The 13,771-nt window shown below is 38.5% G+C and carries 12 protein-coding genes, 1 other RNA gene and 2 pseudogenes; 1 reads left to right on the forward strand and 14 read right to left on the reverse strand.

Annotation, left to right across the window (positions count from 1 at the left end; genetic code table 11):
• Nucleotides 1-8 precede the first annotated feature (8 nt).
• The gene (locus LC095_RS14375) at nucleotides 9-1,025 is read right to left on the reverse strand and encodes a DUF3231 family protein (RefSeq protein ID WP_226528801.1); all 1,017 of its coding nucleotides are present in this window, start codon (nucleotides 1,023-1,025) and stop codon (nucleotides 9-11) included.
• 214 nt (nucleotides 1,026-1,239) lie between these two features.
• Here LC095_RS14375 and LC095_RS14380 point away from each other — a divergent pair, with 214 nt between their 5' ends.
• The gene (locus LC095_RS14380; protein WP_226528802.1) at nucleotides 1,240-1,557 is read left to right on the forward strand and encodes a DUF3243 domain-containing protein; all 318 of its coding nucleotides are present in this window, start codon (nucleotides 1,240-1,242) and stop codon (nucleotides 1,555-1,557) included.
• A 48-nt stretch (nucleotides 1,558-1,605) separates the two neighbouring features.
• Here the strand turns inward: LC095_RS14380 and LC095_RS26825 are convergent.
• From LC095_RS26825 to tpiA, 13 genes and pseudogenes are all read right to left on the reverse strand, one after another.
• Nucleotides 1,606-1,707: pseudogene (locus LC095_RS26825) on the reverse strand (tautomerase family protein); the annotation flags it as partial.
• Nucleotides 1,706-1,894: pseudogene (locus LC095_RS14385) on the reverse strand (GntR family transcriptional regulator); the annotation flags it as partial. The pseudogenes LC095_RS26825 and LC095_RS14385, both read right to left, overlap by 2 nt.
• 89 nt (nucleotides 1,895-1,983) lie before the next feature.
• Nucleotides 1,984-3,033 carry a DUF3231 family protein gene (locus tag LC095_RS14390; RefSeq protein ID WP_226528803.1) on the reverse strand — a complete coding sequence of 350 codons (1,050 nt, stop codon included), beginning with the start codon at nucleotides 3,031-3,033 and terminating at the stop codon, nucleotides 1,984-1,986.
• A 766-nt stretch (nucleotides 3,034-3,799) separates the two neighbouring features.
• Nucleotides 3,800-4,163: a transfer-messenger RNA gene (ssrA, locus tag LC095_RS14395) on the reverse strand.
• A gap of 147 nt (nucleotides 4,164-4,310) precedes the next feature.
• Complete coding sequence (gene smpB / locus LC095_RS14400; RefSeq protein WP_026559616.1) at nucleotides 4,311-4,778, reverse strand: SsrA-binding protein SmpB; 468 nt, start codon at nucleotides 4,776-4,778, stop codon at nucleotides 4,311-4,313.
• A gap of 207 nt (nucleotides 4,779-4,985) precedes the next feature.
• On the reverse strand, nucleotides 4,986-7,325 hold the full coding sequence (gene rnr / locus LC095_RS14405) for a ribonuclease R (RefSeq protein ID WP_226528804.1): 2,340 nt from the start codon (nucleotides 7,323-7,325) through the stop codon (nucleotides 4,986-4,988).
• 23 nt (nucleotides 7,326-7,348) lie between these two features.
• On the reverse strand, nucleotides 7,349-8,089 hold the full coding sequence (locus tag LC095_RS14410; RefSeq protein ID WP_226528805.1) for an alpha/beta hydrolase: 741 nt from the start codon (nucleotides 8,087-8,089) through the stop codon (nucleotides 7,349-7,351).
• A 152-nt stretch (nucleotides 8,090-8,241) separates the two neighbouring features.
• Nucleotides 8,242-8,475: a preprotein translocase subunit SecG gene (secG, locus tag LC095_RS14415; protein WP_026559619.1), complete on the reverse strand. Its 234-nt coding sequence runs from the start codon at nucleotides 8,473-8,475 to the stop codon at nucleotides 8,242-8,244.
• Between the two features lie 208 nt (nucleotides 8,476-8,683).
• Nucleotides 8,684-9,445 (reverse strand): nuclease-related domain-containing protein, encoded by a 762-nt coding sequence (locus LC095_RS14420; protein WP_319005798.1) that lies wholly within the window; start codon nucleotides 9,443-9,445, stop codon nucleotides 8,684-8,686.
• The gene (locus tag LC095_RS26830) at nucleotides 9,415-9,675 is read right to left on the reverse strand and encodes a nuclease-related domain-containing protein (RefSeq protein WP_264196046.1); all 261 of its coding nucleotides are present in this window, start codon (nucleotides 9,673-9,675) and stop codon (nucleotides 9,415-9,417) included. The genes LC095_RS14420 and LC095_RS26830 overlap by 31 nt, the downstream gene beginning before the upstream one ends.
• A gap of 249 nt (nucleotides 9,676-9,924) precedes the next feature.
• Nucleotides 9,925-11,217, reverse strand: a complete 1,293-nt coding sequence (gene eno / locus LC095_RS14425) for a phosphopyruvate hydratase (protein ID WP_226528806.1) — start codon at nucleotides 11,215-11,217, stop codon at nucleotides 9,925-9,927.
• A 104-nt stretch (nucleotides 11,218-11,321) separates the two neighbouring features.
• The gene (gpmI, locus tag LC095_RS14430) at nucleotides 11,322-12,857 is read right to left on the reverse strand and encodes a 2,3-bisphosphoglycerate-independent phosphoglycerate mutase (RefSeq protein ID WP_226528807.1); all 1,536 of its coding nucleotides are present in this window, start codon (nucleotides 12,855-12,857) and stop codon (nucleotides 11,322-11,324) included.
• Nucleotides 12,850-13,611, reverse strand: coding sequence for a triose-phosphate isomerase (gene tpiA / locus LC095_RS14435; RefSeq protein WP_226528808.1), 762 nt, complete (start codon nucleotides 13,609-13,611; stop codon nucleotides 12,850-12,852). The genes gpmI and tpiA overlap by 8 nt, the downstream gene beginning before the upstream one ends.
• Nucleotides 13,612-13,771: the final 160 nt, after the last annotated feature.

Genomic DNA, 13,771 nt, shown 5'->3' on the forward strand with positions numbered 1-13,771 from the left:
GCAGCTAATTATCCTCTATCTGCTGCTGTTGGCGGGATTTCCATCCAGCCTTTTTCAATCATAATATCTGCTGCAGATTCAACGAATTTTGAGATTTTCATAAATGACCTCGTATACAAGAGCCCTACATCATGTCTTCCGTTTACAGCCACTGAATTCCCAAACGCTCTAATTTTCATGGAAAACATATCCATTTTATGAAATAGCATAAGTTTGTCTGAGAAAGGAGCATAAGTAGATGTTGTGACCAGATCATCAAGAAAAGACGGTGCGGGCAAATTTTCTTGATAAAGCTTTTTCATATAATTTTCTACATTAGCTGACGTCATATCTCTGCCCCATTCAAACAATTTTCGAATCTTTTCATCCTTGGCAACTTGAGCAAAAGCCATGATTAATGCTTTACTTGTAACATTATTTTCAATATTATCGTAAAAATGGGCAATTTCCAGTGCATGTAATGGTCGTCTTTGTCCAAAGAAACCCGTTAAAAAGTTGTCATGGGCAAGACCCGGCTTATCAGGAACTGGTATGAAAGGCGGTTTCATGATTAATCCTTTATCCATTAAAATATCTTTAATTTCGTCAACTAATTTCATAGTCGAATACATAATATGTTTAAAAAATTCATTTACATCCTTCCTATAAACAAGAGGAATTCCCGCATTATAAATACTCATTCCTGCTTTTGCTGTGTATTTCAAATAATGAACATAGTATTCATCCCGGAATAAACGCGGAGCACCTAAATTGACGTCCTCTTCAGTAAAGCCAATCGGAATCGGATAACTCTCCTTTTCCATCATTTCTTTCGTTGTTTTCATGAATTCTTCACATAATCCCAATGCATTTTCTAATAACGTTTTAATATCCTTATCTTCAACATTTTGAAGGAAGTAAGTTAAAATGCCTTTTGACATGCTGTTTCCCATGTATGTAGCCCAAAGCTTGCCCATTTCTGCTGATGTTAACCTATCGTTTGTGCTTATTTTATTTGTACCCATTTTAATTGGTTTGATTTTCATGGCAGATCCTTTCAGCGATATTTCTAGTTAGTATTTTACTCATAAGGGAATCTTATACTGAACTCAATATAAAAGTAGCTCAATTATTACCTCAATAAAATGGTTCAGTATGCTTTTTGTTCTCGGATATATAAAACATCTTTCAATGTTTGAAACGGTTTAAATACGGGCATTGAATAGGGAAATCAAAGACTATTGAAAGGAGAGATTTTTAATGGCTTTTGAATCACATAATCACGCAGAAGAAAAAGTGGAAGAGAAATTGCAGTCTATAGGTGCAGAAAAAAAGGACGAGGTTCTTACAAGTTTTGAAACATTTAAAAGTTACTTAGGTGACAAAGTGTCAAAAGGGGAAAAACTTGGAATGAACGAGGAGCAACTGGCTAAAACAGCCCAAAAAGTTGCCGATTACCTTGCTGACCATGAATCAGCACGTAATCGTGAAGAAAAGTTGCTTCAGGAATTATGGAAGGTTGGAAATGAAGAGGAACAGCACAAGCTTGCTCATATGCTTGTCAAGTTGGTTCAATAATGATCGAAGAGACCGCCTGGTTAGCGGTCTTTCTTTTTTGCCATGCAGCTAAATATCCACTTTATCATTCAATGTTATCTCATCGGCAGGTAATCCCCTTATTCCCCAATTATGCTTCGGTGTTTCGAAGATGGTTATTTCAATATCTTGTACTTACATTTAAATCCAAATAATCAGCCAGGTCTCTCTGTGAAGGAAGCTTTGTTCCAGGCAATAACACTTCGTTTACTATATCCTGTTCCAATTGTCTTGCAAGTGCTTTATATATAGGCTTTTCCGTTTTATCAATCGATGGCCTCCAGCTCATCGGATAGTTTTCAAACGAATTAATAGGCATGATACGCATCCTTTTTCTCACAATTATTGGATGATGCCGTAGATAAAACAATCTTTAACAGCTTCTTTAAAGCTGTCCCACTTGTAACACTAACCTCTATCTTTCGCTTGTGGTGGTGATTCCAACCACCCTTTATCAATTAAGATATTCATACCATCATCAACAAATAAGCCAATGTTTACAAGCGTCCTTGCATACAACATATTTAGATCTCTTCTTGCCGTTACTGCCAATGAATTTCCGAATGATCTTATCTTCATTGCAAACATGTCCACTTTATGATAAAGCATGATTCTATCAGAAAAAGGAGGGTATGTAGATGTTGTTACCAAATGGTCTAGAAACGCCGGTGATTGAATATGACCAATGTGTAATTTTTCCTTATATTGCTTTACAGCTTTTTCAGTCATATCTAACCCTCTATTAAACAATGCCTTTATTATTTCATCTTTCACAGTCTGACAGAATCCCAATAATAAGGCTTTACTTGTTGTGTTATTCTCAATGTTATCCCAAAGATGTATGATTTCAAGTGCCTGTAATGGTCTGACATCTCCCAAAAATCCATTTAAGTAACTTTGTTTTTCAATTTTATCAATTCCTACTGGAGTCGGAATAATAGGAGGGTTTGCAATAAATTTCTTTTCCATTAAAACATTATTAATTTGACCTAAAAAGACAGTAGTACATTCATTACAATAAATAAAAAACTCCCTTATATCCTCCCTCATTACTAAAGGAACTGCTACCGAGTAAAGGCTCATACCAACCTTAGCAGCATATTTTAAATAATGAGGATAAAATTCATCAGCATATAAACGGGGGGCACCAAGGTTCACATCAGCCTCAGTAAATCCAATAGGTATAGGGAAATTTTCTATTTTAAAAATATCTTCTACCCTTTGCTTAAAATCCTTTGATAAGGCTAAACCATTCTCCAGGAGCAACCTTATATCTTCTTCCTCACAGTGTTGAAGAAAATAATGTAAAATTTGAATGGACATACTGTTTCCCATATAGGTAGCCCAAAGTTTCCCCATTTCAAAAGTCGTTAAAGGTTGGGTTTCATCCGATATTTTTTGATTTATTTTTAGTGGTTTCATCACATTCATTGGATTTAAATCTTTATCCCTAGTCATACCTAATCTCCCTTTCCCGTGTTTATGCTTAGGATTCCCATTGGATAATTATTTAATTCTAAATACTATTATCATTAAATGATTAAAGTCTCCTGCAGCTAATAAAGATTTAAGATATGGAAACTTGGGAGGCTGCATATTTAGCCGGTATTATCGATTTCGTTCGATCACATTAACTAGAATACATAAGAAAAGCGTAAGGATTCTTTTACTCTAAATATAAAGAAAAAGGAAAAGGTTATAGACATACTTGTACAAGTTTTACCGTATTTAAGAGTGCCCACAAAAAGAAAACGTTCATTATGGATTATTGAGCACTACGACAACGTTACACTCAGAAACGGTAAATATAGTAAGGACCGTTTAGAGCAAAAGTTAGCTTTTGAAAAAGCTTTATTTGAAATTTAAATTTATAAAAAGGCAAAATAAAAACCACCAAATATGTATTTGGTGGAGACGGTGGGACGTGCTATTCCATGCTTTCGTCATGGCACTGACTATATCTTGAACCTTTATACAGGTCCTTCGGCGTCTTATACGAAAAGTAGTTTTACCTGAATTCCAGGCAGTTTTTCGTATCCTAGTACTACCAAGATGGCAGCCTATAAGTCGATACACGGCTGTTGGATTGCTCCACATACCGCTCGGCATTGCCTTAATCACAGTCGATATAAGTTTTTATTTTTATTATAAGATGTAAAAACGGACTTACCTCATTTGGCAAATCCGTGAATATTATCGTATTAAACCACCAAACTATGTATTTTGGTGGAGACGGAGGGAGTCGAACCCTCGTCCAGACATAACGGCACTTAAGCGTCTACGAGCGTAGTCGATATATTTGCGGTTTCGCTAACTCCTATGCCTATCGACAGGCGTCAGAGCAGCTAGTCTGATTGGTCTCTTCCATCATCCCCAGACGGAGGAATCAGGCGTAGTCCACTAAGAGTGAGTCCCTTACCCTACCACATGGACGATGGAGGGAGGAACAGCTAAGCAGTTATTAAGCTGCTAAAGCTAAGTTATTGTTAGATTTGCCAGTTATTATTGGCGTTGACGTTTTAACGAAGACGATCCCTTCGGCCCGCAACCTAAGCTCGAACTATCCCTGTCGAATCCGTAACGTCCCCATGATAAGCCGTATATACCAGCTAGGGAATACGGGAAGTAATAAAAGATCAAGCTTATTTGCTTATGAAGTTGTTAAAGTAAGTTGACTGCCTTACAAAACCTATTATATCAGACTGACATGAAAATGCAATTGTAAGGTTTTGCCACTACATTTTCTGGCGCTCTCTAAAGGCACGTTCAATATCACGTTTTGCTTCCTTCTTCTTCAGATCTTCACGTTTGTCGTATTTCTTTTTACCTTTACCGAGACCAATCAACACTTTTGCATAGCCATTTTTGATATACATCTTTAATGGTACAAGTGCATAGCCTTCTTCTTTTGTAGCTCCGATTAATTTGGCAATTTCACGTTTCTTTAATAATAGTTTTCTTGTTCTTAATGGATCATGGTTATATCTGTTTCCTTGTTCATACGGACTAACATGCATATTCAGCAGGAAAACTTCACCGCGTTCAATACGTGCGTAAGAGTCCTTTAGGTTAACACGACCATTACGAATTGATTTAATTTCCGTACCTTGAAGGACAATGCCGGCTTCAAATGTTTCTTCAATGGCGTAATCATGATTAGCTTTTTTATTTTGTGCTAATGCTTTTCCCATTCCTTTAGGCATTGTATTCCCTCCCCTCGATTCTTGCGATACGTACTATTTTAGCAAATAATGGACAGTAACTCAATAAAGTGAAACTTCCATCAGTAATATTTTCATTCTAACTGATGATTAGTTGATCATATCGGACCTTTACGGGCAGTTACCTTTGATACAAATAATTAAAAAGATGCCAAAGGGGCAAGCTCTCTCAGCAAGCCCCTTTCCTTTTTAGCGTTTTTTCTTTTTCCGCTTAGCTTTTGGTGCATTTTCAAAATGCTTTTTCTTCTTTTTACGTGGCGGACGGGTTGACCATTCACCATCTTTGTCACTTTCACGTTTCTTTTCATTGCCTCCGCGTGAACCAGAGTCTTTTCTTTTGCCTGCTACAATCACTTTTGGGGTTTCTTTAGCAGGTCGTCTTCTCGTTCCCTTCATTCCTACAATTTCAAAGTCAATGGAGCGTTCGTCTTTGTTGACATTCACAACACGTACAGTGATTTCATCACCAATGCGATAAACAGTTCCCGTACGTTCACCAATCATGGCATAATGGCGCTCATCATACCGATAATAGTCATCTGTTAAATAACTAACATGAACTAGACCTTCAATTGTATTCGGTAGCTCCACAAACATCCCGAAGTTTGTGACAGAGCTTATAATACCGTCGTATTCTTCACCAATTTTATCAAGCATGTATTCTGCTTTTTTCAGTTCATCTGTTTCGCGTTCTGCTTCAACCGCTCTTCGTTCCATATTGGAAGAATGTTCAGCAATCACAGGTAGACTTTCCGCCCAACTTGAACGAGTCTCTTCGTCGACTTTTCCTTCTATTAAATATGTCCGGATTAATCGATGAACAATTAAGTCAGGATAACGGCGAATTGGTGATGTGAAATGAGTGTAATACTCTGTTGCAAGTCCAAAGTGTCCAAGGCTTTCCGGATCATATTTTGCTTGCTTCATGGAACGTAGCATCACTGTTGAAATGACTGTTTCTTCAGGTGTACCTGCTACTTCCTCTAGAATATTTTGCAGGGCTCTTGGATGAATATCGTTTCCTGACCCTTTCACTGTATAGCCGAAGTTTGTAATAAACTCTAAGAAACGCTGTAATTTTTCAGCATTAGGATCTTCATGGATACGATAAATGAACGGGACATTCATCCAGTGAAAATGCTCAGCAACTGTTTCATTTGCTAAAAGCATGAATTCCTCAATTAAACGCTCTGCTACAGAACGCTCACGCAAAACAACTTCTGTTGGAGTTCCCTCTTTATCAACAAGTACTTTTGCCTCTTTAAAATCAAAGTCAATGGCACCACGCGTCATCCGTTTTGTTCGCAGCACTTGTGCAAGCTCACCCATCAGTTCAAACATCGGCACTAATGACTCGTATTTTTTGAGAAGCTGTTCATCACGATCTTCCAATATTTTATTTACATCTGTGTATGTCATTCGCTCTGTTGTTTTAATGACACTTTGGAAAATTTCATGATTTACAACAGTACCATTTTCATCGACTTCCATTTCACATGATAATGTAAGACGATCCACCTTCGGATTTAAGGAACAAATTCCATTTGAAAGACGGTGAGGAATCATCGGAATCACCCGGTCAACCAAATATACACTTGTTCCACGATCAGATGCTTCGCGATCAATTGGTGATTGTTCCGTCACATAATGACTTACATCAGCAATATGAACTCCGAGTTTATAGTTACCGTTTTCGAGCTTTTTAACGGTTACCGCATCATCCAAGTCCTTCGCATCTGCTCCATCAATGGTGACGATTGTTTCATTACGAAGATCTCGACGGTCCTTAAGATCTTCTTCTTTTATCGTTTCTGGTACGTCATTTGCTTGCTCCAATGCTTCAACCGGGAATGGACCTGGAAGCCCGTGCTTATGGATGATGGATAAAATATCAACACCAGGATCATTCTTATGACCTAAAATCTCAATGATTTCTCCTTCAGCACTCATGCGTCCTTCAGGATATGTTGTGAGTTTGACAACAACCTTGTGTCCCTCAACAGCTCCATTTGATGCCTGTTTCGGAATGAAAATATCATTTGCAATTTTTTTATCATCCGGTATAACAAATCCGAAGTTCTTGCTTTCTGTATATGTTCCAACAACCTCTTTTACACCGCGCTCAATAATGCGGATAATCGTTCCTTCTTGTCTTGTTCCACCTGTTTTTGGGCTAACTCTTATAAGAACGATATCACCATGCATCGCCGTTTTTAACTCAGTAGGCGGGATAAAGATATCATCTAAACTTGTATCTTCCGGATCGACAAAAGCAAACCCTTTTGCATGACCAATTAATTTCCCTTTTATGAGATTCATTTTTTCCGGTAAGCCGTAGCGATTGCTTCTCGTACGAACAACAAGTCCTTCGTCTTCCATCACAACCAATGCTTTTACAAAGTCTTTGAACACAGTCGAATCTTCAATCCCAAACGCTTCTTCAAGCTCCTGAACCGTTAATGGCTTATATGCTTCTTCTTTCATAAAAGAAAGCAATTTATCAATATGTATTTGGATGTCTTGTTCCATTTGATCATCCTCCTTATTATAGTTTACCAATCAAGGCTTTCTAAAAATTGGTACACATCCTCATGCACCTGATCTCGCTCTTTATCAAGAGTAATCACATGTCCGGATTCCTCGTACCATTTTAATTGTTTATGATCATTTTCCACTTCATTATAAATAATGTTTGCACTATCTGTGTTGATCATATGATCATGTCTAGCCTGTACAACAAAGGTCGGCGAGTAAATCATATCTACATTATTTCGCACATCTGAGATTAACTCCTGCAACGCTTTTAAAGTATTCATTGGCGTTTTTTCGAAAGTCTTCATCTCTTCTTCAATTTCCTCAGGAGATTTCCCTTCAAACTTCTTATAATTTCTAGCATACTCAAGTACACCTTGATACATGACTTCTTCACTTTTAATATACATTGGGGCACACATTGGGATAATACCCTTTACCGGCATTGTATAACCTAATTTAAGAGAGAACACACCGCCCAGAGACAAGCCGCCAACTGCAATGTCTTCAAATCCCATTTGTTTCAGATGCTCATACCCTGCTTCCACATCCTTCCACCAATCCTCTGGACCCGTGTGGACAAGCTCTTCCGGCGGTACTCCGTGACCTTTATATTGCGGAGCATGACAAGTGTACCCACGCTCACTTAAGAATCGCGCAAGCATCCTTACATCTGCTGTATTCCCTGTGAATCCGTGTAATAACAACACGGCTTTGTCTCCACCTTCAAAAGTAAATGGTTTCGGTAAAACTCTTTTCATTTCTTTGTAACTCCTTCTACTACTTTTATTTAGTTTAACCCAATGGGGCAGTGAGTATTACTTCCTGTATGTATACTATTTTAAACAAACTGCGCACAGGTTGACACCTAATAAAAAAAGAGCCTGTTTCTACAGACCCTTACTCTTTATCATTATTGTACGATATACGCCACTAAAACTGTCAAAACAAAGAATAATACGGATAACACAATCGTTGCGCGGTGTAAAACTAAATCCAAACCACGAGCCTTTTGCTTACCAAAAAGCTGCTCGGCACCACCAGAGATCGCACCTGATAATCCTGCGCTTTTACCAGATTGTAATAACACAACTGTAATCAAAGCAATCGATACAAGAACAAGTAGAATAATTAATGCTGTATGCATGAATTGACACCTCCTGAGAATGCGCACAAATAGATAGTTTAAATGTACCATAAGTGGGGGTGGGATACAATAAGCGTTTGAGCAAATTAGCCGTTTTTGGTCATCAAAAGGTCATTTCCTGAATATATCTACGATTATTTTAGTAGTACCTTCGATTCTATGATTTTATCTTCGATTATCAAAATATATCTTCGATTTTTCAGTTTTATCAACGATTAGACATATTAGACAAATCCACTGTATCATCTAGATGATACACTCTACTTTTATTGTCCCCTGTATATCGAAGGTTCATCGAATGTAATAATCTATTGGCTGTTGGTGCTGAGTTTAATACCAGAAAGTCCCTTAACTCTGAATTTGTTATTGTGGCTTTAAACAGTAACTTATAATCATTCAAAGCTTGGATATGAGCTTTTTTGTCTTTTTTTGTACAGTTTGGACAATACCAATTACCCTTCACTCTTATTAACGGAAGATACCTGCACTCCTTGCAAATTACACCTTTTAAGATTTCCTCTTCTTTGATTTGATATCGTTTTAAAATAGAGGTCTCTCCCTTAGTATGCCGTTTAAGCAAGTTTCGAGTGATCTTTTTAAGTTCTCTCTCTTCAAGGCATTTACTTTTTGATGTTTGGAATAGTTGATTAATCTGCGTGGGAAGTTCTTCTTTATGGATGACTTTCTTTTGAAGATCTTTGTCTTCAGAGGAGGTACGAATAATGGTGTAGGAATTACTAATGACAACAATTGAAGTGATGTTAGGCAAATTTAGTTTGTTTATAAAAAGCCATTCTCTTAACTGTATTTCTTGTCGTTCTAATTGTGTAATTGGGTAAGTGTATCCTTTTTCTACACCATCTTTAGATTGTATTAGTTGTTTAAATTCCGGGTCGAAATAGATTGTTCCTGAGAAATTTTTGACTTCAAGAATAATGGCTATTTTTTTGTAAGAATCAATGTATCTAATTGAAAGAAATGCTTTTTTGTTTTGAGTCTTAGATCGTGGAAGATGTAGTAGTCTTTTTCATCTAAAAAACTTAGTGAGTAATCAATTGCTTTCTCACCTTTAAATCCGGCTCGTCTTTTGTTTACTTCTTCAGTAATGAGAGATAATTTAGAATGCTGGTGGGGTAGTCTGAAAAGTAATCCTTCTAATTGGAGGATTATACGGGTGATTTCACGCTCTTTCAGTATCATTTTTTCAACTCCATATTTGGTTTTGTTATATATTTCTCTACGAACTGTTAAAATCCTTCACTTATTTATTTTTAGCTTCGATTATTTAGATTCTATCTTCGATTACGAAACTATATCTTCGATTCTAATGATTTATCAACGATTTTGTGACTTTTATCTCCGATTAGACAATTCCTGCCAAAATTCGCCCCTCCCTCCACAAACAAAAAAGAACTGCCGCACCCCGCGGCAGTTCCCACACTCAACTTATTATTTCTTTAAGTTGTAGAAAGTTTTGATTCCATCGTATCTTGAAGCGTCTTGTAATTGATCTTCGATACGTAGAAGTTGGTTGTACTTCGCAACACGGTCTGTACGTGATGGAGCACCTGTTTTGATTTGACCAGCGTTAGTTGCAACTGCGATGTCAGCAATTGTTGTATCTTCAGTTTCACCAGAACGGTGAGAGATAACTGCTGTGTAACCAGCGCGTTTCGCCATTTCGATTGCTTCGAATGTTTCAGTAAGTGTACCGATTTGGTTAACTTTGATAAGGATTGAGTTACCAATTCCTTTTTCGATACCTTCAGCAAGCTTTTTCGTGTTTGTAACGAATAGATCGTCACCAACAAGTTGAACTTTTCCACCAAGGCGCTCAGTTAATAGTTTGTGACCTTCCCAGTCGTTTTCATCTAAACCGTCTTCGATCGAGATGATTGGGTATTTAGAAGCCATTTCTTCGTACCAGTCAACCATTTCAGCAGAAGTTTTAACAACACCTTCACCAGAAAGATGGTATTTACCGTCTTCTTTGTTGTAGAACTCAGAAGATGCAGCATCCATAGCAAGCATTACTTGCTCACCTGGTTTGTAACCAGCTTTTTCGATTGCTTCGATGATAGTTTGAAGAGCTTCTTCGTTTGAACCTAGGTTTGGAGCGAATCCGCCTTCGTCACCTACAGCTGTGTTAAGACCTTTACCAGAAAGAACTGATTTTAGGCTGTGGAAAATTTCAGCACCCATACGTAGTGCTTCACGGAAGTTTTCAGCACCTACAGGCATAACCATGAATTCTTGAATGTCTACGTTGTTATCAGCGTGCTCTCCACCGTTAACGATGTTCATCATTGGTACTGGAAGAGTTTTCGCGCTGAAACCGCCAAGGTATTGGTATAAAGGAACTTGAAGGTAATCTGCAGCAGCACGAGCAGCAGCCATAGATACACCAAGGATTGCGTTCGCACCTAATTTACCTTTGTTATCAGTACCGTCAAGCTCGATTAAAGCTTGGTCAATTGCGATTTGCTCAGTTACTTCAAAACCAAGTAATTCTGGAGCGATTAATTCGTTTACGTTTTTAACAGCTTGTAGAACACCTTTTCCTAGGTAGCGTTCTTTGTCACCGTCACGAAGCTCAACTGCTTCATATTCACCAGTTGAAGCACCACTTGGTACTAATGCGCGTCCCATAGCGCCTGATTCTGTGTGTACTTCTACTTCTACTGTTGGGTTACCGCGAGAGTCTAATACTTCACGAGCATATACGTCTACAATGTATGGCATATTGTTTAATCTCCTTTTTATAAAAAATTTATAGTTTGTTCAATCACTTCATTCCGGGTTCCCCTCTGCGGCCGACTTTGGGGTTCCCTTCTTTGCTAGAGGTCTTACTTTTTAATTAAAGTTGTTCCAGTCATTTCAACCGGTTTTTCAACGTTTAGTAGATCAAGCATCGTTGGTGCCAGATCTCCTAAAATACCACCGTCACGAAGAGTTACTCCATTTTCAGTAACAATTACTGGTACTGGATTTGTCGTGTGAGCTGTCATAGGCTCACCTTGCAATGTAACAACTTCGTCTGAGTTACCATGGTCAGCTGTGATAATCGCTTTACCGCCTTTAGCGATAATCGCATCAACAATCTTCCCAAGGCACTCGTCAACCGTTTCGATTGCTTTAATTGTTGGTTCGAGCATTCCGGAGTGCCCAACCATATCAGGATTAGCAAAGTTCAAAAGAATCGCATCAAATTTGTCAGCTGCAATTTCGCCTAGTAACGCGTCCGTTACTTCGTAGGCACTCATTTCAGGCTTTAAGTCATAAGTTGCTACTTTTGGAGAATCAATTAAGATTCTTTCTTCGCCAGGGAATTCCGCTTCACGTCCACCACTCATAAAGAATGTAACGTGTGGATATTTTTCAGTTTCCGCAATTCGAAGCTGTGTTAGGTTGTTTTGTGATAATACTTCACCGATCGTATTATCAAGGTTTGTTGGCTTGAATGCCACATATCCGTCAACTGTTTCACTGAAGTGTGTTAAGCACACAAAGTGAAGGTGTTGAGGATGTTTTTCTCCACGATCAAATGAACGGAAATCTTCATTTGTAAACGTGTTTGAAATTTGAATCGCACGGTCAGGGCGGAAATTATAGAAAATTACCGCATCATTGTCTTGAATAGTAGCTACAGGTGAACCGTCTTCTTTTGTCATAACAGATGGAATGACGAATTCATCAAAAATTCCATTGTTATAAGAATCTTCAACAAGCTCATCAGGTGTGCTGTAAGTAGGACCTTCACCGTACACCATAGCACGGTAAGACTTTTCCACACGATCCCAACGCTTATCGCGGTCCATTGAATAGTAGCGTCCAGACAATGTTGCAATTTCCCCGACACCGTATTCTTTGATTTTTGCTTGAAGTTCATCCAAGTAAACTTTTGCCGTTTTCGGACCAACATCACGACCATCTAGGAAACCATGGATGTATACTTTTTCAACGCCTTCTTTAGCAGCAAGCTGTAGAAGTGCATATAAGTGATGAATATGGCTATGAACTCCCCCATCGGATAGAAGACCGAATAGGTGAAGGCTTGTGCCATTTTTCTTTACATGATTGATTGCTTCTGTGAATGTCTCATTTTTCTCAAATTCACCTTCACGGATCGCAACATTTACACGAGTTAAGCTTTGGTACACTATGCGTCCAGCACCAATGTTTAAGTGACCAACCTCAGAGTTCCCCATTTGCCCTTCAGGTAGACCAACCGCTTCACCGGAAGCTGTCAGTTGAGCGTGTGGGTACTGATTCCAATAGCGATCAAAATTCGGCTTTTTCGCTTGCGCAACAGCATTCCCTTGTGTTTCCTGGCGGCATGCAAATCCGTCAAGAATGATTAGTGCAACTGGTGCTTTACTCATTACTGCTACCCTCCAAAAGTTGAAGGAAAGATTGTGCTTCTAAGCTAGCTCCACCAACTAATGCACCATCGATATCAGGCTGTGCCATATATTCTTTGATGTTAGCCGGTTTTACACTGCCGCCGTATTGAATGCGAACTGCTTGTGCAACGTCAGAAGAAAATTGCTCTGCAACTACTTGACGGATGTGTGCACATACTTCATTTGCATCTTCTGCAGATGAAGATTTGCCAGTTCCGATTGCCCAAATTGGCTCATACGCAATAACCGTTTCTTTTACTTGATCTTCTGTTAATCCTTGTAAAGCTTTCTTTACTTGGTCTCCCACTAGATCATTTGTTTTACCTGCTTCACGCTCTTCTAATGTTTCACCACAGCAAACGATTGGTGTTAAACCATGTTTGAATGCAGCTAAAGTCTTTTTGTTAACTGTTTCATCAGTTTCAGCGAACATTTCTCTGCGCTCAGAGTGTCCTAAGATACAATAGCTAACACCTAAATCTTTAAGTGCAACCGGGCTAACTTCGCCAGTGAACGCTCCGTTTTCTTCAAAGTGCATGTTTTGTGCACCTACTTTTAGGTCACTGCCTTCTGTTAAACCTACAAGGCTTTCTAAAAATAGAGCTGGAGCACAAACTACTGAGTCCACATTTTCTGCGTTAGGTACCAGGCTTTTTACTTCTTCAACAAAGCTTCTAGCTTCAGAAGAGACTTTGTTCATTTTCCAGTTACCTGCGATAATTGGTTTTCTCATTTTCCTACACCATCCTCAAATCAAGATTTCACAACTAACTTGCAGTTGTTACTTTTCACGACACGTCTCTGTACTTAGTTCTCGTGTCTAGCTACATCGACCAGCGACTAGTGAACTTCACCCTCCTCCTTACGATAAGTCAACATCGAATCGCTAACGC

Origin of the sequence: Metabacillus niabensis (assembly GCF_020524345.1) — a bacterium.
Taxonomy (GTDB): domain Bacteria; phylum Bacillota; class Bacilli; order Bacillales; family Bacillaceae; genus Metabacillus; species Metabacillus niabensis_B.